General features: G+C 69.8%; 24 protein-coding genes and 1 pseudogene. 19 read left to right on the forward strand and 6 right to left on the reverse strand.

The window, feature by feature from the left end; all coding sequences use genetic code 11:
• Positions 1-10 precede the first annotated feature (10 nt).
• Positions 11-373: a hypothetical protein gene (locus KOI47_RS01220; RefSeq protein ID WP_216212890.1), complete on the forward strand. Its 363-nt coding sequence runs from the start codon at positions 11-13 to the stop codon at positions 371-373.
• Positions 374-376: 3 nt separating this feature from the next.
• On the opposite strand, the gene KOI47_RS01225 is transcribed toward KOI47_RS01220, so the two are convergent.
• Positions 377-1,078 (reverse strand): hypothetical protein, encoded by a 702-nt coding sequence (locus KOI47_RS01225; protein ID WP_216212893.1) that lies wholly within the window; start codon positions 1,076-1,078, stop codon positions 377-379.
• Positions 1,079-1,204: 126 nt separating this feature from the next.
• Between KOI47_RS01225 and KOI47_RS01230 the strand changes: the two genes are divergently transcribed.
• The 5 genes and pseudogenes from KOI47_RS01230 to KOI47_RS01250 all read left to right on the forward strand — a co-directional run bounded on the left by KOI47_RS01230 (position 1,205) and on the right by KOI47_RS01250 (position 5,679).
• Positions 1,205-1,843 (forward strand): hypothetical protein, encoded by a 639-nt coding sequence (locus KOI47_RS01230; RefSeq protein ID WP_216212896.1) that lies wholly within the window; start codon positions 1,205-1,207, stop codon positions 1,841-1,843.
• Entirely contained in the window at positions 1,840-2,457 is a 618-nt protein-coding gene (locus tag KOI47_RS01235; protein WP_216212900.1) for a DUF3558 domain-containing protein, read from the forward strand. Before KOI47_RS01230 ends, KOI47_RS01235 begins: the two co-directional genes overlap by 4 nt.
• A gap of 2 nt (positions 2,458-2,459) precedes the next feature.
• Positions 2,460-3,797, forward strand: a complete 1,338-nt coding sequence (locus tag KOI47_RS01240) for a hypothetical protein (RefSeq protein WP_216212903.1) — start codon at positions 2,460-2,462, stop codon at positions 3,795-3,797.
• 6 nt (positions 3,798-3,803) lie between these two features.
• Positions 3,804-4,559, forward strand: a complete 756-nt coding sequence (locus KOI47_RS01245) for an ESX secretion-associated protein EspG (protein WP_216212906.1) — start codon at positions 3,804-3,806, stop codon at positions 4,557-4,559.
• A gap of 35 nt (positions 4,560-4,594) precedes the next feature.
• Positions 4,595-5,679: pseudogene (locus KOI47_RS01250) on the forward strand (IS630 family transposase).
• Here the strand turns inward: KOI47_RS01250 and KOI47_RS01255 are convergent.
• Positions 5,676-5,930 (reverse strand): DUF397 domain-containing protein, encoded by a 255-nt coding sequence (locus KOI47_RS01255; protein ID WP_408629882.1) that lies wholly within the window; start codon positions 5,928-5,930, stop codon positions 5,676-5,678. The pseudogene KOI47_RS01250 and the gene KOI47_RS01255 overlap by 4 nt on opposite strands.
• Positions 5,818-6,690 carry a DUF5753 domain-containing protein gene (locus KOI47_RS01260; protein WP_216212911.1) on the reverse strand — a complete coding sequence of 291 codons (873 nt, stop codon included), beginning with the start codon at positions 6,688-6,690 and terminating at the stop codon, positions 5,818-5,820. The genes KOI47_RS01255 and KOI47_RS01260 overlap by 113 nt, the downstream gene beginning before the upstream one ends.
• A 189-nt stretch (positions 6,691-6,879) precedes the next feature.
• On the opposite strand from KOI47_RS01260, the gene KOI47_RS01265 reads away from it, so the two are divergent.
• From KOI47_RS01265 to KOI47_RS01280, 4 genes are read left to right on the forward strand one after another with little or no spacing between them, the layout of a single operon-like run.
• The gene (locus KOI47_RS01265; protein ID WP_216212914.1) at positions 6,880-8,019 is read left to right on the forward strand and encodes a DegT/DnrJ/EryC1/StrS family aminotransferase; all 1,140 of its coding nucleotides are present in this window, start codon (positions 6,880-6,882) and stop codon (positions 8,017-8,019) included.
• A 25-nt stretch (positions 8,020-8,044) separates the two neighbouring features.
• Complete coding sequence (locus KOI47_RS01270; protein WP_216212916.1) at positions 8,045-8,974, forward strand: NAD-dependent epimerase/dehydratase family protein; 930 nt, start codon at positions 8,045-8,047, stop codon at positions 8,972-8,974.
• Positions 8,975-9,030: 56 nt separating this feature from the next.
• Positions 9,031-10,233 (forward strand): glycosyltransferase family 4 protein, encoded by a 1,203-nt coding sequence (locus tag KOI47_RS01275; protein WP_216212919.1) that lies wholly within the window; start codon positions 9,031-9,033, stop codon positions 10,231-10,233.
• A 2-nt stretch (positions 10,234-10,235) separates the two neighbouring features.
• Positions 10,236-10,871 carry an acyltransferase gene (locus KOI47_RS01280; protein WP_216212922.1) on the forward strand — a complete coding sequence of 212 codons (636 nt, stop codon included), beginning with the start codon at positions 10,236-10,238 and terminating at the stop codon, positions 10,869-10,871.
• A gap of 30 nt (positions 10,872-10,901) precedes the next feature.
• Here KOI47_RS01280 and KOI47_RS01285 read toward each other — a convergent pair whose 3' ends face one another.
• The gene (locus tag KOI47_RS01285; RefSeq protein WP_216217010.1) at positions 10,902-11,858 is read right to left on the reverse strand and encodes a Gfo/Idh/MocA family protein; all 957 of its coding nucleotides are present in this window, start codon (positions 11,856-11,858) and stop codon (positions 10,902-10,904) included.
• A gap of 2 nt (positions 11,859-11,860) precedes the next feature.
• Positions 11,861-12,967: a DegT/DnrJ/EryC1/StrS family aminotransferase gene (locus tag KOI47_RS01290; protein WP_216212925.1), complete on the reverse strand. Its 1,107-nt coding sequence runs from the start codon at positions 12,965-12,967 to the stop codon at positions 11,861-11,863.
• A 183-nt stretch (positions 12,968-13,150) separates the two neighbouring features.
• On the opposite strand from KOI47_RS01290, the gene KOI47_RS01295 reads away from it, so the two are divergent.
• The 8 genes from KOI47_RS01295 to KOI47_RS01330 are packed head-to-tail and all read left to right on the forward strand — an operon-like array spanning position 13,151 to position 20,643.
• A complete protein-coding gene (locus KOI47_RS01295) occupies positions 13,151-14,215 on the forward strand; it encodes an ATP-grasp domain-containing protein (RefSeq protein ID WP_216212927.1) in 1,065 nt (354 codons plus the stop codon).
• Positions 14,194-14,817, forward strand: coding sequence for an HAD family hydrolase (locus KOI47_RS01300; protein ID WP_216212931.1), 624 nt, complete (start codon positions 14,194-14,196; stop codon positions 14,815-14,817). The genes KOI47_RS01295 and KOI47_RS01300 overlap by 22 nt, the downstream gene beginning before the upstream one ends.
• Before the next feature lie 15 nt (positions 14,818-14,832).
• Complete coding sequence (locus KOI47_RS01305; RefSeq protein ID WP_216212934.1) at positions 14,833-15,075, forward strand: acyl carrier protein; 243 nt, start codon at positions 14,833-14,835, stop codon at positions 15,073-15,075.
• Positions 15,068-15,817, forward strand: coding sequence for an SDR family NAD(P)-dependent oxidoreductase (locus KOI47_RS01310; protein ID WP_216212937.1), 750 nt, complete (start codon positions 15,068-15,070; stop codon positions 15,815-15,817). Before KOI47_RS01305 ends, KOI47_RS01310 begins: the two co-directional genes overlap by 8 nt.
• Positions 15,814-17,271 (forward strand): AMP-binding protein, encoded by a 1,458-nt coding sequence (locus KOI47_RS01315; RefSeq protein ID WP_216212940.1) that lies wholly within the window; start codon positions 15,814-15,816, stop codon positions 17,269-17,271. The genes KOI47_RS01310 and KOI47_RS01315 overlap by 4 nt, the downstream gene beginning before the upstream one ends.
• Positions 17,268-18,323, forward strand: coding sequence for a LuxE/PaaK family acyltransferase (locus KOI47_RS01320; RefSeq protein ID WP_216212943.1), 1,056 nt, complete (start codon positions 17,268-17,270; stop codon positions 18,321-18,323). The genes KOI47_RS01315 and KOI47_RS01320 overlap by 4 nt, the downstream gene beginning before the upstream one ends.
• Positions 18,324-18,356: 33 nt before the next feature.
• Positions 18,357-19,613 carry an acyl-CoA reductase gene (locus tag KOI47_RS01325; RefSeq protein WP_216212946.1) on the forward strand — a complete coding sequence of 419 codons (1,257 nt, stop codon included), beginning with the start codon at positions 18,357-18,359 and terminating at the stop codon, positions 19,611-19,613.
• A 16-nt stretch (positions 19,614-19,629) separates the two neighbouring features.
• On the forward strand, positions 19,630-20,643 hold the full coding sequence (locus KOI47_RS01330) for a lysylphosphatidylglycerol synthase transmembrane domain-containing protein (RefSeq protein WP_216212949.1): 1,014 nt from the start codon (positions 19,630-19,632) through the stop codon (positions 20,641-20,643).
• Here KOI47_RS01330 and KOI47_RS01335 read toward each other — a convergent pair.
• Positions 20,604-22,583, reverse strand: coding sequence for a DUF6541 family protein (locus tag KOI47_RS01335; RefSeq protein WP_232376480.1), 1,980 nt, complete (start codon positions 22,581-22,583; stop codon positions 20,604-20,606). The two genes, KOI47_RS01330 and KOI47_RS01335, sit on opposite strands and share 40 nt — an antisense overlap.
• Positions 22,584-22,737: 154 nt before the next feature.
• Here KOI47_RS01335 and KOI47_RS01340 point away from each other — a divergent pair, with 154 nt between their 5' ends.
• Positions 22,738-24,783 (forward strand): DUF6541 family protein, encoded by a 2,046-nt coding sequence (locus tag KOI47_RS01340; protein WP_216212952.1) that lies wholly within the window; start codon positions 22,738-22,740, stop codon positions 24,781-24,783.
• The last annotated feature ends 59 nt before the right edge of the window (positions 24,784-24,842 follow it).

The raw sequence follows: 24,842 nt of genomic DNA on the forward strand, positions 1-24,842 counted from the left end.
ACGTGGTGGCATGCGGGACGAGCAGGGGGTGGGGGAATCCTGGGCGGACGGCCTGCGTGAGCAGTCCGCGACCCTGGCAGGCCTTGCCGACGGCCAGGACCGGATTACCGAGCAGCTGCGCACGATCATGGACGGCGCGCGGGACTGGCCGGGCGACCTCGGCCCGGTGCAGGAGCTGGCCGAACGGTCGGCGAGGGCCGCGTACCGGCTGCGCACCATGCAGAGCCTGCACGCCGAGCAGGCGCGGGCATATGAGGCGATGATGGCAGCGGGTGGGCGGGAGAACCCCGCGGCATACGCCGCATACCGGGAGACCACCGACCGCAACTGCGCGTTGCTCCCGGACTTCGACAAGCCCAGTCTGGACGGCTGAGCATCATGGCTGGTCCGCCGCACCGAAGTCGACCGCGACCGACCAGTCGGTCGCGGTACCCGCTGGCCCGGACACCTGGATCAGCCGGGGCTCGGTGCAGCCCACCCGGTATCCGGGCCGGACGACGGGCCCTTCCCTGATCGGCGGGCACGTGGTGCCGAGCAGGTCCCGTGCCCGGTCACTGACCACGCCGGCGATGTCCGGCACCTGCGGGAAGAACACCGGTACGACCTTGGCGAGCGCCTTGTCCAGGGTCTCCTGGAGGCGTTGCTCGGCCCCGTCCGGCACGTCCAGGCCGCCCTCGGTGACCCGGATGTGTACCCAGCTGACCGGTTCCGGGGCGCGGAGTGCCCTGGTCACCCTGATCTCCACCGCGCGGTCGCGGTTCCCGGTCCGGCACTCCAGGTCGTACTCGTTCTCCTCGGCGGAACACCGGGCGCCGATCCGCTCCAGCTCGTGCCGGACCGTGCCCAGGTCGATGCCGGGAAAGCACATCTCGAGGTCGGTCGGGTCTGCGACGCATCGCACCGGCGCGCCGACCATGGACTCCGCCCCGCTGGCCAGCCGCTCGACCCAGCTCGGGCCGGTCTTCTCCGGCGGCCGCGGCTCGGTGGGCACCAGTAGCCACAGCGCGGTGGGCAGTCCGATGACGACCACGGTCGCCGCCGCGATGGTCCACCCGATCCAGCCAAGTCGTTTCCTCATGGCCGGGCAGGCTGGTCGATGCGGGCGGGGCATAGCGGGCGGAAACGAGTGAATCGGTTGTGTTGACTTGTCCCCGGTGCAAGGGTATTTCGGGCGAGCACCTGTGCGTACATGGGCGGTCGCGCTATGGTGCTGCCGGAAGGCGGTTCGCTCAGGGGAGAGGGCTGGAGTATGACGTCGGCTGGCGACGCGTACCTGCGTGGTGTGCTTGACGAGGGGGAATACCCGCATGATGAACGGCCGGTGAACGTGACCGGCGGCGGCTCCGCCCCCGGCGCCGCGCCCCAGGCGACCACCGAGATCGAAGAGGAGATCGAGGAAGAGCGCGCCGAGGAGCGGGAACGGTTCGCGGAGCACCGGGAAGGCGGCGGTGGCAGCTGGGTGGACGGCGTCGCCCGAGCGGCCGCCACCGCGGGCGGCGGCTACAGCTTCGACGCGGAGACCATCGCGACCAAGATCCGCGAGTTCGAGGACCTGCGCGACCGGATTGCGGAGAAGTACAACGAGCTGATTTTGGCGGCGGAAGGCTGTGTGCCTCCATCGCACGACTCGCCGGGGACGTCTCAGGCGAAAGCGACCCGGGAGTCAATTATCGAGGCGGCTAAACACAACAGATCTATGCGGGACTACGCCCAGGCCTACGTCGACGCCCTGCGCAAGGCGAACGGAACATATGTGGAAAAGGAAGAGGACACTGCCGGGGTGTTCAAAGACGGCGGAGGCGATGGTGGCTTGCCACCGGGAACGGGGACGTTGTTCCAGTGACTAGTCGTGAACGAGTGTTGACTGCAAGCGCCGTGCTGTCGTTGGCTGTGCTGGCCGGGTGTGACTCGGGCGAGGCGGGGCAGGCGCTACCCACCTCCGGCGCGGAGGTGAGCACCACCCAGTCCGAATCAGCCGGTGAACGGGAGTTCACCAAGGCGCCGCCGGTGCAGGACCCGTTGGACGCTTCCAAGTACCTTAAAGATCCATGTTCCAGTCTCACAGAGTCGCAGCAACAAGAGTTCAACGTCACCTCCAGTCGAGAAAATAGCGACGACGACAACAGTGGTTGTAGATGGAACGTTGGCGACGGGTCGACCAGTCCGGGTGTGTCGTATGCGACCGGTATTGAGGAGGGGTTGGATCGGCTCTATGCGCTCAACGACACGGGTCATTGGGATAAGGGCTACTTCGAGCCGACGGAAGTATCTGGTTATCCGGCGGTGTATGTCGAGATCGTCGACAACCGGGATCGAGGCGACTGCAATCTCGCGGTTTCTATAAGCGATGATCTATTTTTTAATTCGAATGTGTTGACGCGCGCGGGAAACGATGCGTGTGGCGCGGCGGAGAACGTTGCCAAGGCAGTGATCGAGACGATCAAGGCGGGGGAGTGACCATGTCTGCGGAGCAGCCCTCGGTGTGCCTGAGCGGGCGGGGCATCTACGAGAACTTCATCAGCGCTCCGGGGCCGGGCGGCCTGGTCGCGACCCAGGACAAGCTCACCCGGATCATGGACGAGTACCGGGCGCTCTCCGACCGGATCACGCAGGTCGCGGCCTCCTTCGAGGAAGGATGGCAGGGTGAGGCGTCCGGCGCAGCGCAGCGTGGCGCCGGTCCGCTGGCCGTCGAGCACGCCCGCGCATCTGAGGAGATGAACACCGCACAGCAGCTGCTCGGCCGCCAGACCGACTCCTTCGACCTGGCCAGGGGTAACGTGCGCCCGGTCCCGGACGTCCCGGACGAGCCCTCCACGATGGAGAACATCTTCACCCTCGGCTCGGCACAGAACAACTACGAGAGCCAGGTCGCGGCGGCCCGCGAGGCGGAGCGGCACAACGTCGAGGTCATGAACCTGTGGACGAACCACTCGTCCTACAACGAGCGGATGATGCCTGCCGACTACGGCTCGACGCTATCGAAGCCACCATCCATCGCGATGGACACCGGTGGTCCAGGGGGTCAGGTCGGGGACGGCGGCACCAGTGGCCCGGAGATCAACCGGCCGGCCGGGGAGGCAGGTGGAACCCGTGCCAGCAGCGTGACCGGCGGATCGTCCTGGTCGCCGCCACCCAGCACCACGGGTGGTCCCGGCGGCGGCAATGTTTCGACCCCGCCCGCGGCGTCGACGGGCGGAAACCTGCCCGGCTCGACCGTCCCGTCCGGCACGGGGCCGTCCGGCACCAGCGGCCGTGGGCCGAACGGGCCGAACACCAGTGGCTGGGTACCGCCGCGTACGGACACCGGTGGGAACACACGGCGTAACCGGACCGGCCTGGGTGGCTTCGATATCGCGCCAGTCAATGGTGGCGGTTCCAACACGGGTGGCACCTCCGGGACCGGCGGCCTCCGTGGCACCGGCGGGACCGGTGGCGTCGGCTCGGGCAGCGCGGGCTCGCGGCTCTACGGCGGTACGGGTTCCGGGACCGGTGCCGCGCCGGGATCCGGGGTCAGCCCCGGCCGGGGCACGGGTGCCGCGCTGCCGGGTTCGGGCGCCGCGGGCACCACTGGCGCGGCCGGGACCACCGGCGGTGCCGCCGGTGGCCGGGGCGGTGCGATGCCGATGGGTGCCGGGGCCGGTGGCCGCGGCAAGGGCAATGACGACGAGGACCACGAGCGCAAGTACGTGATGGACGACGACGAGCACTTCCAGGCCACCGAGGACGGCGAGAAGCTGGTCGACCCGCGTACCGGCCTGACCGCGACCCCGCCGGTCATCGGCGAGCGAAAGCAGTAGCCGCAGGTGGTGTGGTTTCCGGAACCCGAGCAGTTTCGGGCCGACCAGCTCGCGGCGATGGCCACCGAGGCGACCGGCGGTGACCTGCATATCGCCATCGCCCCGTCGCCGATGTGGCTGGACGACAACGAGGCCGCGGCGGCCAAGGCCGCCCTCGCGGAGGTCCAGGGCAGGTACGCGGCCGTACCGGACAACCCGGACGAGCCGGACTTCCGCGAGCTCGCCGAGTTGCTGACCAGCCCGCGGCAGGCCCGGTTCGGGTGGGTCGCCTACCCGGAGAACGGGATGCGGCTGGGCGTGCTCACCGCAGCCTCCCGCTGGTTCGGCCTGATCGCCGTGCGCGAGGACGACCACATCTACGTGCGTACCTTCAAGGACGACGAGCTGAGCCGGGTGCTCACCGCGGTGCTGCCGGAGTGGTGGAAGTCGAACGAGCAGCCGATCAGCGTGCTACGCAGCGACTTCCTGGCCGCGAAGGATGAGGTACCCGGCGCGGTGGCGCCCGATCGGGAGGTCCGGCGGGCGCAGCGGGTGGTAGCGTTGTCCCCGCACGTCATCGCCGAGTTCTATGCGGAGACCCGGGACCAGCAGGGCAGGCGCCGGGTCAGCAAGGAACCGTTGCGGGTCTATGACAACGACCAGGGCCGCTGGACGATGAAGGTGACCCAGCTGCCAGGGGACGAGCGGGTGTTCCTCGCGCCCGCGAGCGACGAGGACGTGACGCGCGCGCTGGACGAGCTGCGCCGCGAGCTAGTGTCCTGAGTCAGTAATTCGTTGCCACTTGGTAGGCTGTGGTGATGCCGAGTCCGATGCTTGAGCCCGTGGTCCTGACGGATGAGGAACGTAGTGTCCTGAGTGGATGGTCGCGTCTGCGGAAGACCGCGCAGGCGTTGGCGTTGCGATCGCGGATTGTGTTGCGGTGCGCAGAGGGTGGCACGATCGGTGAGGTCGCGCAGGATATGGGCGTGTCGCGGAACATGGTGTCCAAGTGGCGCTCGCGGTTTCTGGCTCGTCGACTGGAGGGGTTGTCGGATGAGCCGCGTCCGGGGCGGCCGCGGCTCATCACTGACGACCAGGTCGAGGAGGTGATCGCCAAGACGTTGGAGGAGACGCCGGGACAGGACACGCACTGGTCGACCCGGTCGATGGCGTCGTCGACCGAGATGTCGCAGTCGGCGATCTCGCGGATCTGGCGGGCGTTCGGACTCAAACCATACGCGGTCGAGACGTGGAAACTCTCGACCGATCCGCAGTTCATCGAGAAGGTCCGCGACGTCGTCGGGTTGTACATGGCGCCGCCGGAGAACGCGCTAGTCCTCGCGGTCGATGAGAAGAGCCAGATGCAGGCGATCGACCGGACCGCGCCGATTCTTCCAATCATGCCGACCACGCCGGCGCGGATGACTCACGATTACGTCCGCCACGGCACCACCAGCTTGTTCGCCGCCTTCGACATCGGTAGCGGCTCGGTGATCGCCCAGCATTACCGGCGCCACCGCCACCAGGAGTTCCTGCGTTTCCTCAAGCTCATCGACGCCGCCGTGCCGAAAGACCTGGATCTGCATCTGGTGCTGGACAACTACGCTACTCACAAGACCCCGAGGTCAAGAAATGGCTGCTCCGCCACCCCCGCTTCTACCTGCACTTCACGCCTACCAGCAGCTCATGGCTGAATCTGGTGGAACGCTGGTTTGCCGAGCTCACCAACCGCAAACTCCGCCGCTCCGCCCACCGCAGCGTCACCGAACTCGAAGCCGACGTCCGTGCATGGATCAAGGAGTGGAACACCGACCCCAAGCCTTTCGTCTGGACCAAGACCGCCGACGCGATCCTCGACACCCTCACCGCATACTGCCAACGAATTAACGACTCACGACACTAGCGGACATCCGCTAGGAAGGCGCGCCAGCAGGAAGGGCTGAAGCGAAGCGCGCCCGCCTCCGGACACTTCGAGTCCCGCACGGCAACCTGAGCAGGGACGAACGCCACCTCTACGCAGTCTCGATCCGGATCACTGTGACTACTCTTCCGCCAGGTCGTTGCGGACGTGGTCATGGCGCTCCTCCGGCAGGTCGTACGCGCTGGCAAGTTGTGCCAGGAACGCCTTCGATTGTTGCTGGCCCAGCGCGTCATTGGCTAGCTGCTGGAGGGTGGAGCGGTACTTGACTATTGCGTCCCTGTGATCCACGAACACCCCGGCCAACGGATTCTCCAAGTAGGCCATCGGACCGTGATCGTCGAAGTCCATCAAGGTCAGCGCGCCGGCAACGGCGGCATGCTGACCTGACCCGAAGGGCACGACCCGGAGCGTGATGTGCGGCCGTTCGACCAAGAAGAGGAGATGCAGCATCTGTTCGTTCATGACCTTGTCGCCGCCGAATGGACAGCGCAAGGCGGCTTCGTACACGAAGTACGTGAACTGTGGCGGCCGCCAGCTACGCAGGACTTGTTGCCGTTCCAGTCGCAAGGCCACTCTTGAGTTGATCTCTTCTTCCTCCCGGGGAGGCAGGCCGATGACCGCGCGCGCATAGCCCTCTGTTTGCAGCAGCCCTGGTATCAGCAACGGCGAGGTCGCGGTGATGACGCGTGCCGTTGTCTCATGCAGGATGAGGGTACGAAGACTGTGCATGCGCACCAGGTAGCCGTCTTCGGTTTCCCTTGCCAGGCGGAGCACCTCGGCGGCTTCCGGGGCGTTGACCCCGCAGTGGGCCAGGTAGGTCGTCACGTTGACCTCGGTGAAGCTGCCGGTGCCCGCCTCGAACCGGGAGACCGTGCTCTGCGCCCAGCCCAGTCTGCGTGCCAGGTCGACCCCGTTCAGGCCGGCGCGCTCACGCCGCCTGCGGAGCTCCGCACCGAGCTCGCGGCGGCGTGCGTCACTTGACTTCGATGGCATGGACCCACGCTATTGCGCCGTGACCTGCGAATATGGCACAGACGCGCGGGCTCCACCCCAAGGGAGCACGGGATGTCCCCTGGGCATCCGGGGCAACCGGAACCGATGGTGAAGCGTCGGGGTACGGGGCGGTCAACCCGGACGGCAGCTGCCATACACTACGAACCGACATCAGGCAACGGGAGGGGCATGTCCACCAGCTCCGAGACGATCGCTCTCGGCCAACCGACCGTCGGCGACGAGGAGCTCGCCGCAGTGGCGGAGGTCTTCCGTTCCGGGTGGCTCGCCGGAGCGGGCCCGACCTGCCGCAAGTTCGAGGAACGCTTCGCCGCCGCCACCGGCACCGCGCACGCGCTGAGCACCAGCAGCTGCGGTGCCGCGCTCTACCTTGGTCTGCGGGTCCTGGACGTGCGGCCGGGTGACGAGGTGATCGTCGGCGACTACACCTTCCCTGCCACCGGCCACGCGGTGCTACAGGCCGGGGCGACCCCGGTGTTCGCCGACGTGCGCCCGGACATCTGGAGCGCCGACCCCGCCGCCGTCGAGGCGCTGGTCACCCCGCGCACGGTGGGCATACTGGCGGTGGATGTGGCAGGCCAGCCGGGGGACTTCGACGAGTACCGGGCGATCGCCGACAAGCACGGGCTGTGGCTGTTCGAGGACGCGGCCTGCGCGGCAGGCGCCACCTACCGGGAACGCCCTGCGGGCAGCCTGGCCGATCTCGCCGCCTTCTCCTTCCACGGCCGCAAGGGCATCACCGCGGGCGAGGGCGGCGCGCTGGTCTCCGACCGCGCCGACCTGATCGAGCACGCGCGCAGGCTGCACACCTACGGTATCGAGCCGGCCTTCTCCCGCGGGACGCGCGGCGAGCTGCCGATCCCGGTCTTCCAGGAGGCCGGTTACAACTTCCGGCTCTCCGACATCCAGGCCGCCATCATGAACGTGCAGCTGGACCGGCTGCCGGACCTGGTGGCCGCCCGCCGGTCGGTGGCACGGCGCTACCACCAGGGACTCGCCGAGCTGCCAGGGGTAGCCGTCCCGGCGGAGCTGCCCGACCGCGGGCACCCGTGGCAAGCCTACATTCTCACCATCGCCGAGGAGCTCGGGCGCGACCGGCTGGCGCTCGAGTTGCGCGAGCGCGGGATCCAATGCAACTTCGGCACCTATGCCTCGCACTTGCAGCCGGTGTACGGCGAGCAGCGGCCGCTGCCGGTTTCCGCCGACGTCTTCCGTCGGCACCTTGCCATCCCGATGCACGCCAACCTGACCGAGTACGAGGTGCAGCGGGTTGTCGACACCGTGCGCGCGGTCGTCACCGAGCTGTCCTGATCGAACACCACGAGAAAGCGAACGCATGTCCGACAAGAAGGTCTTCTTCACCGGCGGCGGTGGATTCATCGCCGGGCACGTCATCCCCCTCCTGCTCGAGCGGGACTACTCGGTGGTGATCTACGACAACATGACCCGCGGTAACCGGGACCGGATCGCGGAGTTCATGGAGACCGGCAAGGTCGAGCTGGTGGAGAAGGACGTGCGCTACGGCGGCGGGGTACGCGAGGCCATCCGTGGCTGCACGCATGCCATTCACTTCGCCACCGTGTCGATCAACAAGTCGGTTGCCGATCCGCACGAATCGATCGACATCAACATGACCGGCAACCACAACGTCTTCGCCGCCGCGGCCGACGAAGGCGTGCAGCGCCTGGTGTTCGCCTCCTCCGCCTCGGTCTACGGCGAGCCGAAGAAGCTGCCGATGCACGAGGACGACCCGCTCGACCCGCTCACCCCGTACTGCATCTCCAAACGCGCGGGGGAGGACCTGCTCGGCTTCTACCAGCGGCACCATGGCCTTTCCTGGAACGCCCTGCGGTTCTTCAATGTCTACGGCCCCGGCCAGAAGATCGAGGCGTACTACACCTCGGTGATCAACCACTTCATCCAGCGCCTGCGGGCCGGTCAGCCGCCGGTCATCGACGGCAAGGGCGAGCAGTCGATGGACTTCGTGCACGTCACCGATCTCGCCAAGGCCGTGGTGCTGGCGCTGGAGTCCGAGCGGGCGAACCTGCCGATCAACATCGGCACCGGCATCGACACCTCGGTCGCCACCCTGGCGAAGATCCTGATCGACGCGGTCGGGGTGGACGTGGAACCGCAGTTCAACCCACGGGACGTGCTGGTGTCGCGGCGTGCCGCGGACATCGAGCGCGCCCGCGAGGTACTCGGCTGGTCCCCGGAGATCACGGTCGAGCAGGGTATGTCCGACCTGGTCAAGGCCTCGGCTTGACTGGCTTGACGGAGGCGGGCAGCGAACCAGCCGCGGGACCGGCAAAGGGGCGGGCGATGCGGATCGTCGTGGTGAACAACTTCTTCCCACCGCGGGTGGGCGGGAGCGCGCATATGGCCGCCTCGCTGGCCGCGGAATACGTCGCGGCCGGGCACGAGGTGCTCGCGGTGACCGCGGCCTACGCCGACGCGCCTGCCGAGGAGAAGGTGGACGGCTACCGGGTGGTCCGGCTGCCCGCCATGAAAATGCCGCAGCTGGGGCTGTCGATCGACTTCGACATGACCTTCGCCTCGGTGAAACCGCGCAACTGGCGCCGGTTGTTCCGGTTGCTGGACGAGTTCCAGCCGGACGCCATTCACCTGCACGGGCAGTTCTTCGACCTGTCCTGGCTGGCAGGCTGGTACGCGCGCCGCCGCAACCTGCCGATGTTGCTGACCATCCACACCCTGCTGATCAGCGACAAGAAGCTGTACAGCGCGGTGTTCCGGCTGCTGGACGCGGTGCTGGTACGGCCGTTGCTCAGCCTGTTCCGGCCGCGTTACGTCATCCTGGACAAGCTCGGCGCGGACTACTGCGCGCAGCGTTACCGCACCAGCGAGGCGAACTCCGAGTACCTGCCGATCGCGGTGGACGCCGCCCGGTTCGACCAGCCGCCCACCAGGGACGTGCGGGCCGAGCACGAGATCGGCGACGCGCCACTGATCGTCTCGCTCGGACACGTGATCCCGCTGCGGGACCGGCTGCCGCTGGTCGAGGCGATGCCCGCGATCCTGGACAAGCACCCGGACACCAAGGTGATCGTGGTGGGCAGGGTCTACTACGACGCCTTCCTCGAACGGGCGCGGGAGCTGGGCGTGCGGGACGCGTTCATCGTGCAGGGCGCCGCGCCGCGCGAGGACGTGCCCGCCTACTACGCGGCCGCCGACATCGTGGCGCACGACCTCAACGGCGGCTGTGGCACGGCCTCGCTCGAGGCGATGCTCTCCGGCACCGCGACCATCGCCTCGGTGGCCGCGGACAACTACCCAGGGATCGAGCTGCGCAACGGGGAGAACATCCTGCTGGTGCCGCCGGACGACTCGGCGGCCGTGGCGCAGGCCGTGCTCGGACTACTGGACGACCCGCGGCGGCGGGCGGAGCTCGCCCGGCGGCAGAGCGAGCTGGTGCGGGCCAACTTCGGACTCGACGTGGTGGCGGCCGAGCACCTGCGCGCCTTCGAGAAGATGCTCGGCGAGCGCGGCACCCGGCCCGCGGGGTGAGGATGTTCTTCGACGACGAACGCAGTAACCGGCTGCGCCCGCAGATCCTGACCGAGCTGGTCGGGCAGTACATGAACGACGCCGAACGGGCCCGGCTCTACGGGTTGCCGGAGACCACCCGGATCCGGGAACGGGCCAAGATCGTCAGCCCGGAGAACCTGACCATCGGCGAGCACTGCTGGATCGGCGAGGGCGCCACCCTGGACGCCAGCGGCGGGCTGGAGATCGGGGAGCACACCAGCATCGGGCTGAACACGCTGGTCTTCACGCATTCCAGCTGGCTGGCCAATATGGCGCTGCAGAACCACTCCGGCAGCGACCTGATCGAACGCAAGCCGGTGAAGATCGGCAAGGGCTGTTTCATCGGCGGCCTGGTGGTGATCATGGCAGGGGTGACGATCGGCGACTTCGCCACGGTGCAGCCGAACTCGGTGGTGGCCAAGGACGTTCCGGAACGCTCACTGGTCGCGGGGAACCCGGCGCGGGTGTTCCAGCGCTACGACGAGGACTACATCCAGTCCGAGATCGCCAGGGTGCGGGCGGAGAACGAACGCCGCAGGGACATCGCGGCGCGGCGCGGCGACAACCCCACGGCCTGGGGTGCTCCCGGCGGCCGCTTCGACCCCGATCCGGAGTGAGCCCGCCGCGGGCGGGCGATGAACAGGCCGTCAGCCGTGCGCCTGCTGCAGCACCTCGGCGACCACCTGGTGTGAGGGCAGGATCGAGGCCCGTTCCGCGGCCGCGTCCACCCCGCCCTCCAGCAGGTCGACGAACCGGTCGAGCTGGGTGGCCAGCGGCTCGCGCACTGTCACCAGTTCGGGAATCTCGATCACCGTCTGCTGCCGGTAACCGAGCCCGTCCGGCGTCGCGGCATCATGCGAGACGTGCCGGTACACGGTGACATCCCGGCGCAGCAGGTCGATCTCGACCATCCGGTCCAGTTCGGACACCACAAGCGAGCGGATCTTGCGCTGGCCCAGCCGGGACGCGGACACCGAGGCGAGACCGAACGGGAAGGTCAGCACCGTCTCCACGGTGTCCTCCGCGCCGGTCACCGAGGACGGGTGGAAGTATCCGGTGCCCGCGGTCACCCTGCTCGGCACGGTGCCGCCGAAGAACTGGATCGCGATATCCACGTCGTGCACCAGCAGGTCCCAGGCGACCCCGGTCCTGATCCGCGGGGCGTACGGGCCGTGCCGCCGGGCCATCAGGTGCACCGGCTGGCTGATCATGGCGCGAGCGGTGAGCACCGCCGGGTTGTAGCGTTCCAGCAGCCCGCACATCAGCGGCACGTCCCGCTGCTCGGCCAGCGCGACGATCTCAGCCGAGGCGGCCAGGCTGTTCGAGACCGGCTTCTCCACCAGCAGCGGCGTGTCCTCGTTCAGGATCGTCCGCGCGAGGTCGTAGTGCGCCTCGGTGGACGAGGCCAGCACCACGGCGTCCACATCGGACAGTGAGTCGAGCTCGGGTCGCCATTCGGTGCCGAACCGCTCGGCGCAGGCCCTGCCGTCCTCCTCCCGTGGCTCGACCACGCGCACCAGGGAGACCCGTTCGTGCTGGGACAGCACGCGCGCGTGCAGGGAGCCCATCGTGCCGGTGCCGACGAGCGCGATCCGATGTGTCACGCTCACGCCCCCAGCAGGTCGCGTACGGTCTTGACGACCGTGTCCAGGTCGGCTTCGGACAGTGCGGGATGGACGGGCAGCGACAGCGCCTGCTCGGCCACGTCGGCCGCCACCGGTACCCGGCTGGTCGTGGCGTCCGGGATCTGCGGGTGATCGCGGTAGCAGTCGTAGTCGAAGACGACCTTCGGGTAGTAGATCCCGTTGCCGACGCCGCGTTCGGTCAGTTGCTGGGCCAGCTCGTCCCTGGACAGCATGGCGTGCGGGCCGACGAGGACGGTGTACTGGTGCCAGACGTGTTCCCTGCCGGGCAGCACGGCAGGCAGCCGCAGGCCAGGGGTGCCTGCGAGCCCGGCGGAAAGGCGTTCCGCGTTGCGCCTGCGGGCCGCGGTGCGTGCCGCGAGCTGCTCCAGCTGCGGGATGCCGACGGCGGCGTGCAGGTCGGTCATCCGGTAGTTGTTGCCAGCCATCTCGTACTCGTACCGGGCCCGCATGCCCTGGTTGCGCAGCACCCGTAGCCGGTCGGCCAGCTCGTCGTCCTCGCAGGTGATCACACCACCCTCGGCGGTGGTCACATTTTTGGTGGCATACAAGGAAAAGCAGCCGAGGCCGTAGCTGCCGGCCTGCCGTCCATCGAAGGTGGCGCCGACGGCCTGGGCCGCGTCCTCCACCACGTGCAGGCCGTGCTCGGCCGCGAGCGGGGCGAGCTTGCCCATGTCCGCGGGCTGGCCGTACAGGTGTACCGGCATCAGCACCCTGGTCCGCGGGCCGATCGCGGCGGCGACCTTGTCCGGGTCGACCGCGAAGTCCTCGGCGGAGATATCGGCGAACCGCACGGTGGCACCGGCCTGCAGGATCGCGTTCAGGGTCGCCACGAAGGTGAACGGCGAGGTGATCACCTCATCGCCCGGCCGCAGGTCCAGCACCTGGAGCGCGCCGATCAGCGCCGTGGTGCCGTTGTTCACGGCGACCGCGTGCCGGGTGCCGGTCACCTCCGCGAACGCGGCCTCGAGGCGCCGGACCATCGGCCCCTGTGCGATGGCGCCGGACCGCAGGACCTCGGCGACCAGCGGTTCGGCATCCCGAACGTCGACCACGGTAATGGGGATCATGCGGCAGTCTCTCACCTCGACGGACGGTGCTGGCGGGTCAGGTACAGTCGGTCACCGGTACGGCATTTTCTGCCCAGGCCGGTATACACGCCGTTGCCGACGCGGGCGCCCACGATACCGGTCGGCCACATCATCGCTGCGCAGCCGGTGGTCCCGGCCCGCGCGGGCTACAAGGTAAGGGACATGGCACGCATTCTCATCACCGGCGCCGGGGGTTCGGCGGCCTTCAACTTCCGGGACGCCCTCGCGCTGGCGCCGGCCGGATACGAGGTGGTCGGCACCGACGTCAAGCGCTACCACCTCGAGCTCATGGAGCTGTCGGCCAAGTACCTGGTGCCGCCGGTGTCCGATTCCGGTTATGTGGACGCGATCAATCGGGTCATCGAGGACGAACGGATCGAGTTCGTCCATCCGCAGCCGGATGTCGAGGTCGGTTTCCTTGCCGAGCACCGGGACAAGATCCAGGCACCCGTGTTCCTTCCGGACGCCGCCGCGGTGGCCCTGTGCCACGACAAGATGGCGTTCAACGCGCACCTGCGTGCCGCGGGGGTGCCGGTACCGGCGGCCGTCAAGATCGACAGCCCGGACGACCTGCACGGCGCGCTGGCCGAGCTGCTGGAGCACCACCCCAGGGTGTGGCTGCGCGCGATCCGCGGCGCGGGTTCGCGGGCGAGCCTGCCGGTGAACTCCTTCTACCAGGGCGACGCCTGGATCGACTACTGGCGCTCCTTCCGCGGCCTGGACTACGGCGACTTCATGGCCAGCGAGTACCTGCCGGGTGCCGAGTTCGCCTGGCAGAGCCTCTGGCACCGGGGCAGGCTGGTCACCTCGCAGGCCAGGGAGCGGATCGAGTACATCTTCGGCAACCTGACCCCGAGCGGGCAGAGTTCCTCGCCCTCGGTGGCCAGGACGGTCAACCGCGCGGACGTGAACCACGCAGGGGAGGCCGCGGTACGCGCCGTCTCCGCCGAACCGCACGGGGTGTACTGCGTTGACATGAAGTGCACCGCGGCGGACGCGCCGATGGTGACCGAGATCAACGTCGGCAGGTTCTTCACCACCAGCAACTTCTTCGCGCACGCCGGGCTGAACATGCCGGATATGTACGTGCAGCTCGGCCTCGGCAACACGCTGGCCGAGACACCGCCCCGGTACGACCCGCTGCCAGCGGACCTCTACTGGGTACGCATGATCGACATGGGGTACCGGCTGGTCCGGGAGGGTGAATGGTCCTCGACTCCCCGGTGAGTTCCCCGGTGCGCGCGGTCGTCTTCGACTTCGACGGCACGCTGTTCGACCTCCCGGTCGACTGGGCCGGGCTGCGTGCCGAGCTCGGACTCGGGCCACAGGAACGGCTCGGCGAGGCGTTGCAGCGCTTCCTTGACGAGGGCGACCGCAGCAGGCTCGAGCTGGTGACCACCTACGAGCGGGCCGCCGTGCGGGCGGGCGGGTTCCGGCCAGGGGCGCGCGAGTGCCTCGCCGGGTTGCGTGGCCGGTGCGCGCTCGCGGTGCTGACCCGCAACAGCGGGCAGGCGGTGCTGGACGCCCTTGGCGCGGCCGCCGACGGCCTGACCGTGGTCGGCAGGGAGGACGTGCGCAGGCTGAAACCCGACCCGGAGGGCCTGCACACCGTGCTGGCCCGGCTGGGCGCTGGGCCGGCGGAGGCGGTGCTGGTCGGGGACACCTTCCACGACGTGCAGGCGGCCAGGGCGGCCGGGGTGCGCAGTGTGATCGTGCACAACCCCGCGCTGCGCTACCCCCCGGAGGGTGCGGGGCACTATGTCGAGAGGCTGACCGCGGACCTGCTCGATACGGCTGGCCCCTTACCATCGAAAGGTCCAGCTCACTAGCGGATCGAGGGAACCATGGCGATTTCCGACCGGCTTCGCGACGTCTTCGTGGAGGCACTTGACCTCGGCGAGGATGTCGATGTGCAGAACCTGAAGTACCGCGACATCGAGGCGTGGGACTCGGTCGGGCACATGGCACTGGTCGCCGCCATCGAGGACGAGTTCGACGTGCAGTTCGAGACCGACCAGGTGATCGACATGAGCAGCTTCAAGGTCGCCGTGGACATGGTCACCGAGTTGCGGGCGGCCCATGACTGAGAGTCTCGCCGGACGTGTCGCGCTGGTCACCGGCGGTACCCGGGGTATCGGGCTGGCCACGGTCCGCGCGCTCGCGGAGGCGGGCGCCACGGTCGTGCTCACCGGGCGGGAGGAGGCCGCCGCGCGGGAGGCCGCCGCCTCGGTGGACGGCACAGTGGACGGCACGGTCAGCGGAGTCGCCCTGGACGTCACCGACCCCAAGGCGGTGTCCACGGTGGTCCGCGGGGTGGCCAAGGAGCACGGCAGGCTGGATGTCCTGGTCGCCAACGCGGGCATCATGGAAAGCGGCATGCTCGGCATGATCAGGGAGGACGACCTCGACCGGACCCTGGCCACGAACGTCAGCGGCACCATCCACACCGTGCAGGCGGGCGCCAGGGCGATGCTGCGCAAGAAGACCGGTTCGATCATCGTGCTGGCCTCGGTGGTCGGCCTGCAGGGCAGCGCGGGGCAGTCGGTGTACGCGGCGTCCAAGGCGGCCGTGGCCAACCTCGCCCGCTCCGCGGCCAAGGAACTGGGCCGCTCCGGTATCCGGGTGAACGCGGTGGCGCCCGGGGTGATCGACACCGCGCTCACCGCGGGACTCGGCGAGGAGGTACGCGCGGCCAACGCCGACCGCACCCCGCTTGGCAGGCTCGGCAGGCCCGAGGAGGTGGCAGGCGCGATCGCATTCCTTGCCGGGGACCAGGCCTCCTTCATCACCGGCCAGGTACTCGGCGTCGACGGGGGCCTGGTGCCATGAGCGAGCGTCCGAGCCCTGCCGAGCCGATCGCATCGCGCGTTTCCGGGCCAGCACTGACGCCCCTTCTCGGCGAGGGCGCCCGGCTGGTGGACGCGGCAGGCGGGCGGACGCTGGCGGGCCGGGAACTGCATGCCGCGGTGCGGGCCGAGGCCGGGGAGCTGGCCGGGCTGCCCACCGGCGCGCTGTTCGCCAGGACCTCGATGGACCTGCCCAGCGTGCTGCGCTACCTCGGCGCGCTGACCGCGGGCAGGGCGGTCGCGCTGATCGACCCGGCCCTGGACCCACCCGTACTGGCCGGCCTGGTCGAACGGTTCCGGCCGGGCGCCGTGCTGGCCGCCCCGGAGGCCGCCCCGCCACCCGGGTACCGCGCGCGGGACGGGCACTGGATCCGGGAGTCGGCCGAGGGCGTCGCGCCGCATCCCGAGCTCGCGGTGTTGCTGCCCACCAGCGGCTCCACCGGCAACCCGAAGCTGGTCCGGCTGTCCAGGCAGGCGGTGCTGCACAACGCCGAGGCCATTGCCACGGTGCTGGACATCGACGCGGACGAGGTCGCCCCGACCAGCCTGCCGCTGCACTACAGCTACGGCCTTTCGGTGCTGAACTCGCATCTGCTGTGCGGGGCGAGCGTGGTGATCGAGCCGTCCGGGGTGCTCGGGCGTGGCTTCTGGGACGCGGTTACCGAGCACGGGGTGACCTCGCTGGCCGGTGTGCCGTACCACTACGAGATGTTGCGCAGGCTGAAGTTCGACCCGGCGCGCTACCCGCGGCTGCGCACGCTCACCCAGGCCGGCGGCAAGCTGCGCACCGAGCTGGTCAGCGAGTTCGACGAGAAGATGCGTGCCGTCGGCGGCCGGATGTTCGTGATGTACGGGCAGACCGAGGCCGCGCCGCGGATGGCCACGGTGCCCGCGGAACGGCTGGCCGAGAAGCTGGGTTCGGCAGGCGCCGCGCTGCCCGATGGCGCGTTCACCGTCCGCAGGGACGACGGCAAGGAGACCACCCACCCCAAGATCGTCGGTGAGGTCGTCTACCGGGGGCCGAACGTGATGATGGGCTACGCGGACGGCGCGGCCGAGCTGGCCAGGGGCGACGAGGCCGGCGGTGTGCTGGCCACAGGGGACCTCGGTTACCTGGACGAGGACGGCTACCTGTTCATCACCGGCAGGCTCAAGCGGATCGGCAAGGTGTTCGGCAACCGGGTCAGCCTGGACGACCTGGAGCACGCCGTGCGCGCGGCGCGGCTGGGGATCGAGGTGGTGGCCGCGGTGGCCGCGGGGGACAAGGTGGTGCTGTTCGCCGAGGACGCCGCCACGGACACCTGCAAGGCCGCCGCCAGGGCGCTTTCCGACCAGCTGCATCTGCACACCAGCGGGTTCGACGTGCGGCCGATCGACACCGTCCCGCTGCTGGCCAGCGGCAAGGTGGACTACCGGGCGCTGGAGGCCAGGGTATGACGGCACCGTTCAGCCTGGGGGCCGAGCAGCGGGAGGAGCGGCTGCTGCCGCGGCTGGCCGAGCTGACCGCGCACCACCGGGAGCACTGTGCGGGCTACGACCGGATCCTGTCCGCACTGGACGTCCCGGGTGCGGCCGGGTTCGGCCGGATCGCCGACCTGCCGTGGCTGCCGGTGCGCATGTTCAAGACCCACGAGCTGCGCAGCATCCCCGAGGACGAGGTGTTCAAGGTGCTCACCTCCTCCGGCACCACCGGCTCGGGGGCATCCCGGATCTACCTGGACAAGGCCGCCGCCGCCGAGCAGACCCGGCAGCTCGGGGCCACCCTGCAAACCGTGCTCGGTCCCGGCAGGCTGCCGATGCTGATGGTGGACACGGTCGGGATCATCAAGAACCGCCGCTCGTTCTCCGCCCGTGGCGCCGGGGTGCTCGGCATGGCCAACTTCGGCCGCAAGCACGTCTACGTGCTGGATGAGCAGGACCGTCCCGATGTCGATGCGGTCAAGCGCTTCCTCGCCGAGTACGGGGACCAGCCGTTCCTGATCTTCGGCTTCACCTTCATGGTGTGGCAGTACCTCTACGAGGTCGCCCGCGAGCACCGCCTCGACCTTTCCAACGGCATCCTGATCCACTCCGGCGGCTGGAAGAAGCTCGCCGACCGTGCGGTGGACAACGCCGAGTTCCGGCGCCGGTTCGCGGCGGACACCGGGCTGCGCCGGATCTACAACTACTACGGGATGATCGAGCAGATCGGCACCGTGTTCCTCGAGGGGCCATCGGGTGGCTCGCTGTACTGCCCCGACTTCGCCGATGTGGTGATCCGCGACCCGGTGACCTGGGCGGAGCAACCCGTCGGCAAGCCGGGCGTCATAGAGGTGGTGAGCACGTTGCCGCGTTCCTATCCCGGCCACGTGCTGCTGACCGAGGACCTCGGCGTCTACAACGGGATCGACGACGGCGACTGGCCGGGTAAGCACTTCTCCGTGCTCGGCCGGTTGCCCAAGGCCGAGGCACGCGGCTGCTCGGACACCTTCTCCGGCTCGGCGGCATGAAGGGAGCGGCATGACAGGACGGGACGACCGCTGATGCAGCTGGACCAACGGTTCCCGGCCGGGGCACCGGCCGGGACCGACGCGCTGCTGGCGGACCTGCGTGCCGAGCCGCCCGGCGGCAGGCTCACGGTCGGTGACGAGCGGATCGTCGAGTTCCTGACCCGGTTCGCCCGCGGGCTGCTCGCCCCTGCCACCGCCCGCCGCTACCCCGAACTGGCCTCACTGGGGTTCTTCCTTCGAAAGGGTGAAATCGCCAAGGCGCTGTCCGGGCTGCGGGACACCGAGGACGTGCTGCGCTTCCCGCGCGGCCTGGTCTTTCACGTCCCGCCGGCCAATGTGGACACCATTTTCGTCTATTCCTGGGCCCTGTCCGCGCTGGCTGGTAACCACAACGTGGTCCGGGTGTCCGGCCGCTCCGCTGGCGCGGCCGAGGCCGTGCTGGCGGCGCTGGAGACCGCGCTGGGCGAGGTGAGCGCGGACTGCGCGGCCGCCGTGCGCCAGAGCCAGCGGATGGTCACCTACGAGCGCAGCGAGGAAATCAGCTCGGCCCTTTCCGCGGCCTGTGACCTGCGGGTCGTCTGGGGCGGGGACGCCTCGGTGCGGGCACTGCGGCAGTACCCGCTGGCCCCGCACGCCCGCGACCTCACCTTCCCGGACCGGTCCTCCTTCGCCGTGCTCTCGGTGCCCGGCTGGCAACGGGCGGCACCGGAGGAACGCGAGCGCGCCGTGCGGGGCTTCTACAACGACGCCTACTGGTTCGACCAGGCGGCCTGCTCCTCCCCCCGGGCGATCTTCTGGGTCGGCGAGCCGGACTCCGCCGCCACGGCGGCCGCGGAGTTCCGGGAACTGCTCGCCGGGGTACTCGGCGAGCGGGAGCACCTCACCGAACCCGCGATGGCCGTGCAGAAACGGGTGGCCGCGTACGGGGCGGCGGTGGATGGCACGATCGACCGGATGTCCTTCACCGGCGCGGGTGCGGATGTCAACGGCATCGCCACCCTGGAACTGGCCGAGCCCGCGGCGCTGCCGCGGCAGTGGCTGGGGGCGGGGACGTTCGCCCAGGGCAGCGTCCGTACCCTGGCGGAACTGGCACCGATCGTGCTGCGCAAGGACCAGACCGTCAGCCAGTTCGGGTTCGGCAAGGCCGAGCTGGCCGAGTTCGCCCGGCAGGTGGCCGGGCGGGGCGTGGACCGGATCGTTCCGTTCGGATCGGCGCTCACCTTCTCCGCGATCTGGGACGGCTACGACCTGCTGGCCGAGTTCAGCCGCCTGGTGACCCTTGAGACCTGAGGAGACCCCCGCCGAGATGACAGCCGTCGATCCCGAGGTGGCCGTCGTCCCGGCCGCGTCCGAACAACCGGAACAGCAGCGGAAACCGCTGAAGGCGAAGCTGCTGGACGTCGTCCGCTGGGTCGCCGTCGCCGTGGTGGTCTTCTTCGCGGCCCGGCAGCTGATCACCAACTGGGCCGAGTTCTGGGCGACCATCCAGGGCATCCCCTGGCAGTCCTCGGTGCTCAGCCTGCTGGTGCTGATCCTGAGCATCGGCGTGGGGGTATACGCCTGGCAGGTGATCGTGAACGATCTCGGCACCCCGGTCGGTTATCCGCGCGGGGCGCAGATCAACCTGGTCGGCTCGCTCGGCAAGTACGTCCCCGGCTCGGTGTGGGCCTACCTGCTGCAGATGGAGCTGGGGAAGAAGGCGGGCCTGGCCAGGGCACGGATCTTCACCAGCTCGCTCATCCACTTCGGCGTCGGCGTGGTCGCGGCGCTGATTCTGTCCCTGTTCGCCATGCCGGCGGTGTTCGCGAACAGCCCGCGGGCCTGGTGGCTGCTGGTGCTGATCCCGCTCGGCCTTGCCGCCCTGCACCCGCGGGTGCTGACCTGGGGTACCTCGTTGGTGCTGCGGATCCTGCGCAGGCCCGCGCTGGACCACCGGTTCAGCTACCGCACCGTCGGCACGGTGTTCGGCGCGCTGGCCGTGGTGTACGCCCTGCAGGGGCTGCACCTGTGGCTGCTGGCCAACTCGGTCGGCGCCCCCGGTATCGGTGGCTACGTGCTGTGCGTCGGGGCCATGGCCATCGCGATGACCTCGGGTAACTTCGCGTTCATCATGCCGAGCGGTGCCGGGGTGCGGGAGGTGGTGATGGTGGCCGTGCTCACCGCCACCGCGATCTCCGGGCCGCAGGCGCTGGCGTTCGCGCTGGCCTCCAGGGTCATGTTCACCGTCGCCGACCTGGTCACCGCCGGTACCGCCGCGCTCACCGCCCGGCTGGGCGCCGCTCAGCCGCGGGCAGGGACCGAGGGCGAGGTCAGCCGGTAGATCGACGCGCTGGGGTTGCGGTAGACCAGCTCCAGGAACGGGGCGTCATCAAGGCCGGTCAGCCCGGGTTGCCGGGTGAAGTCGGTGAAGTTCCCGCCGCCGCACAGGATCACCCAGCGCACGCCCAGCCGGCGCACCGCAGCGCGCACCGCGGGGTCGGTCGGGTACTCGTTGAACCGCGCCCCGAGCAGCTTCGCCTCGGCGGGCTGCCGGGTGCCGTCGAAGTGCCCCGCGACGGTGCGCACCCCGCTGAGCGCGTAGGTCCAGACCGAACCGTCGGCCCGGTCGTTCATCGCCCAGTCGCCCGGTGCCGCCAGCTCGCCCAGCCGCCGCATCGCCGCGGCCTCCGCCGGGCTGGTCTTCATGTTGTCGTCCACCGGGTCGTAGTAACCGGAGGTGATCGCCCGCGCGTTGCTCGCGGTGTAGAACCCACCGGTGACCAGGCCGAACCCCAGCAACAGCACGGCACCCAGCGCGCCGGCCCGGACGGTCCGGCCGGGCATCCGCAGCCCGCGCAGCAGGCTGGCCAGCGTGGCCTGCGTCTCGGCGAGCCCGTGCGCGGCCAGCAGCAGCAGCGGCAGTGCCGCCATGGCCACGAACCGGTACGGATCGTCCCACCACGGCCGTGCGATGGTCAGCACTACCGGATGGTCCGATGTGGACACAGCAACGTAGAGGGTGCCGCTGAGCAATGCGGTTACGGCCACCCAGCGCAGCCCGCCCAGCCTGCGCAGGAACAGCAGGCCCAGCAGCAGCGCCAGCGCCAGCCAGACCTGCGGGTGCGCCGACTGGTGCTGAAAGGTCAGCAGGGTGCCGACGGCCTGGTTCACCGGCCGGGAACTGTCCCAGCCGTAGTACGGGATGTCCCCGGTGGCCAGGCCGACGGCACCGAACAACTGCATGGCGACCACCGGCACCGTGGCCAGGGCCGCGGCGGAGAGCGCGAGCAGATCGGCGCGCACCACCCGCCCCCGGTCACCCCTTGCGAGTACCCAGCGCTGCACCACCAGCGGTGCCGCGAACAGGATCGCGCCGAACAGGGCGGAGGAGTGCACGGTGAACAATCCGGCCACGGCGGCCACCAGCACGAACCCGGTGTCGGGCGCGGGCCGCAGCAGGTAGCGGTGCACCGCGACCGCGGCCAGCGGGGTGAGTACCGAGCCGAGCAGGAAGGGCAGCAGCGGCCCGCGGTTCATCGACTCGTAGAAGCCCATCAGCGGTGCCACGGCCACCAGCGCAGCAGCCCCGGCCAGCACCGCCCTGCCGCGGAACGCGTGCACCAGGGTGACCAGGGACAGGGCCAGCAAGCCCGGTAGCAGCATGGTGTTCACGTTCAGCACCACCGGCACGGAGACCCCGCTCAGCTGGTAACCCAGCGCGGCCAGCAGGTGGTAGGCGTTCGGGTAGAACAGCGCGTTGCCCTCGCCGTACCAGTTCGTCGTGCTGGTGCCGGTGAGGCTGCCGTCCCCGGTGTCGGCCAGGTAGCGCACCGCGTTGCCGTGGTACACCGCATCCCAGCCCTGTGGGATGGCGTTCACCCTGACGATGCCATCGAGCACCGTGTACCCGCCGACCAGCGCCGCCACCAGCAGGCAGGCCAGTACCGCCAGCTGTGCGAAACGGGTCCACCGGACGGGATCCATGTTCCAGTTGTGTCCATTTCGGACTTTCCGGATGGTGAGCCTGCGGAGCCCCGCCGCGACGGCGGCGAAGGCGGCGACTGCGATGGCGAAGCCGGGCAGGCCGAACGGCAGGCCGAGCGCGGCAAGCCAGGGACCGGACAGCCCGGCCACGGCATAGCTGAGCAGCGGGGCCATCCCGGCGGCAGGCCAGCCGCGCATCCCTGCGGCGAGCCCGACCAGCCAGCCGGGAAGGAAGACGACCGCGATCGTCACCAGCAGGGTGAGCAGGATGGGCCACGGGGCAACGGCATTCGGCACGGGCGGACCTCACGGGATGCGGAACTGCGCCGGAACGGGGACCGACGAATGTACTCCGTCACCCGAACGAGTGAGCGATATCGGGGTAGTGCAATCTGTAATCTGGCACCGGAATCATTCCGGCAGCCGTCGTCCCCGCCATCGGAGCCGGATTGTGTGGAGCCAGATCCTTCCTCTGCTTACCGCGCTGTTCGTGCTGACCCTGCCGGGTGCCCTGCTGCAGCTGGTCGCCGGGGTGCGGGACCTGCTGTGGCTGGCCGCGCTGACCGTGCCGGTGAGCATGGGGCTGTTCGCCGTCACCGGGGTGGTGTCCGGGATCCCGGGACTATCCTTCTCGCCCGCACTGGTCGCGGGTTGCCTGCTGCTGCTGGCCGTGCCGCTGGCCCTGCTGGCGCGCGGGCTGTCAGACCAGCGGCCTGCCGTCCGGCCGCCCGGCGCGGATTTCCTGCCCACGGCCTCCCCGCGCCTGCTCACCCTGGCCAGGCTCGGCGGCGCCGGGCTCTGCCTCGGCGCGGCGCTGCTGGCCCTGTGGCCGTGGCGGGCCGGGCTCGATGGCTGGTCGACCTACCCGCAGGAGCACGACACGGTCACGCACACCTGGCTGACCGCCTACATCGACCGCACCGGAACCGGTGCGCCATGGGAACTGTTGCCACTGGACCTGCTCACCGGGGAGCCGGTGTCCTTCTATCCCTCCGGGGTACCGCTGGCGGCCGCGCTGACCGGGGAGCTCACCGGCGGACCGATCGCCGGGTTCAACCTGGTCACCGCGCTGGCCGTCGGACCGGCGTTCGTGCTGGGCTGCGCGGCGCTTGCCGCCGCGGTGCTGCGCGGGCTGGGCTCCGGGCCTGCCTGGACGAGCCTGGCAGGCGGGATCGCCGCGCTGGTCGCGGCCGGCCTGTACCGGCCGGGGGTGCAACTGCTGCACGACGGCGGGATCGTCCCGAACGCGGTCGCGATGAGCCTCGCCCCGGGGATCATCGCCGCAGCGCTGACCATCGGCCGGCGGCAGTGGCCGCGGGCGGTGTTACTGGGCCTCGGGTTCGCCGGGGCGTTCGTGGTTCACCCCAGCGTGGTCGCCACCGTCGGCGTGAGCCTGCTGGTCTGCTGGGCCGCCGCCGCGCTCACCCGCTCCGGCAGGCTGCGGGCGCAGTGGCCCGTGCTGCTGCTCGCGGCCGGGGTCGCCGGGGTTGCCACCCTCGGCGCGTTGCTCGGCGCGCTCGGCGAGGCCGGCCGCACCGGTGGGTGGCCCCCGGACATCCGCCCGGCGCCGCTGGGCGAGGCCGTTGGCACCAACCTGGTGTTCAGCTACGGCGGTTACCTCGATCCTGAGCAGACCTACGCGCAGCTGTCCGTGGCCGTGCTGGTGCTGGCCGGCGCGGTCGCGGTGCTGCTCACCAGGAGGGGCTGGATCGCGCTGGCGCTGTGGGCGTTCTGGCTGCTGGTCGCCATCGAGTTCCGGACCAGCCCCGCAACCGGTGTCGCCGCGAGCACCATCGGCTCCTTCTTCTACAAGTCCTATGTGCGCGTCCAGTCGCATATCGCGCTGTTCGCCCCGGTACTGGCCGCGTTCGGGCTGCTGATGACGGCGCTGGCGCTGGCCCGGCTGGTGGCCAGGCTGCGCCGGGTGCCGGTGGTCCCGGTGACCGCCGCCGTACTGGTGCCGCTGCTGGCCGGGTACCTGGTGCTGGCCTCCTTCCCGTATGCGCGGCGCAACGCCGAGGCGCTGGCCTCCCGGTACGCCGATCCCGAGTTCGTCCGGGTGGACGCGGACGATCGCGCGGCCGTGGACTGGCTCGCCGCCCGGCTGCGGCCCGGCGAGCGAGTGATGAACAGCGCCAACGACGGCTCCACCTATGCCTATATCGACGAGGGCATTCCGCTGGTGAACGTGGTGACCCTCGGCGATGCCCAGCTGCCCTACACCTACCGCCTGCTGGCGGGCTTCCGGGAGTATCCGCATGATCCCGCGATCCGCGCGCAGATCCTCCTGCTGAACATCGGCTATGTCTACGTAGACAGCACGGCTCCGGTGATGGGGGCGGGCCCTGGTGCGCCGGAGAACTGGCTGGGGGCGCCCACCTTCCAGCTCGCGCCCGGGCTGCGGAACCTGGACGGGCTGCCCGGCCTGCGGGTGGGTTTCCGCGCGGGCTCGGTCACCGTCTACCGGCTCGACCGGCAGGTGCTCGCGGGAATGTGACCGTATCCGGGCGGCCCCCGTCATCCGGGCCACGGATAACCCTCTACGTTTACCGGGTA

This window comes from Amycolatopsis aidingensis, from assembly GCF_018885265.1.
In the GTDB taxonomy this organism is placed as follows: domain Bacteria; phylum Actinomycetota; class Actinomycetes; order Mycobacteriales; family Pseudonocardiaceae; genus Amycolatopsis; species Amycolatopsis aidingensis.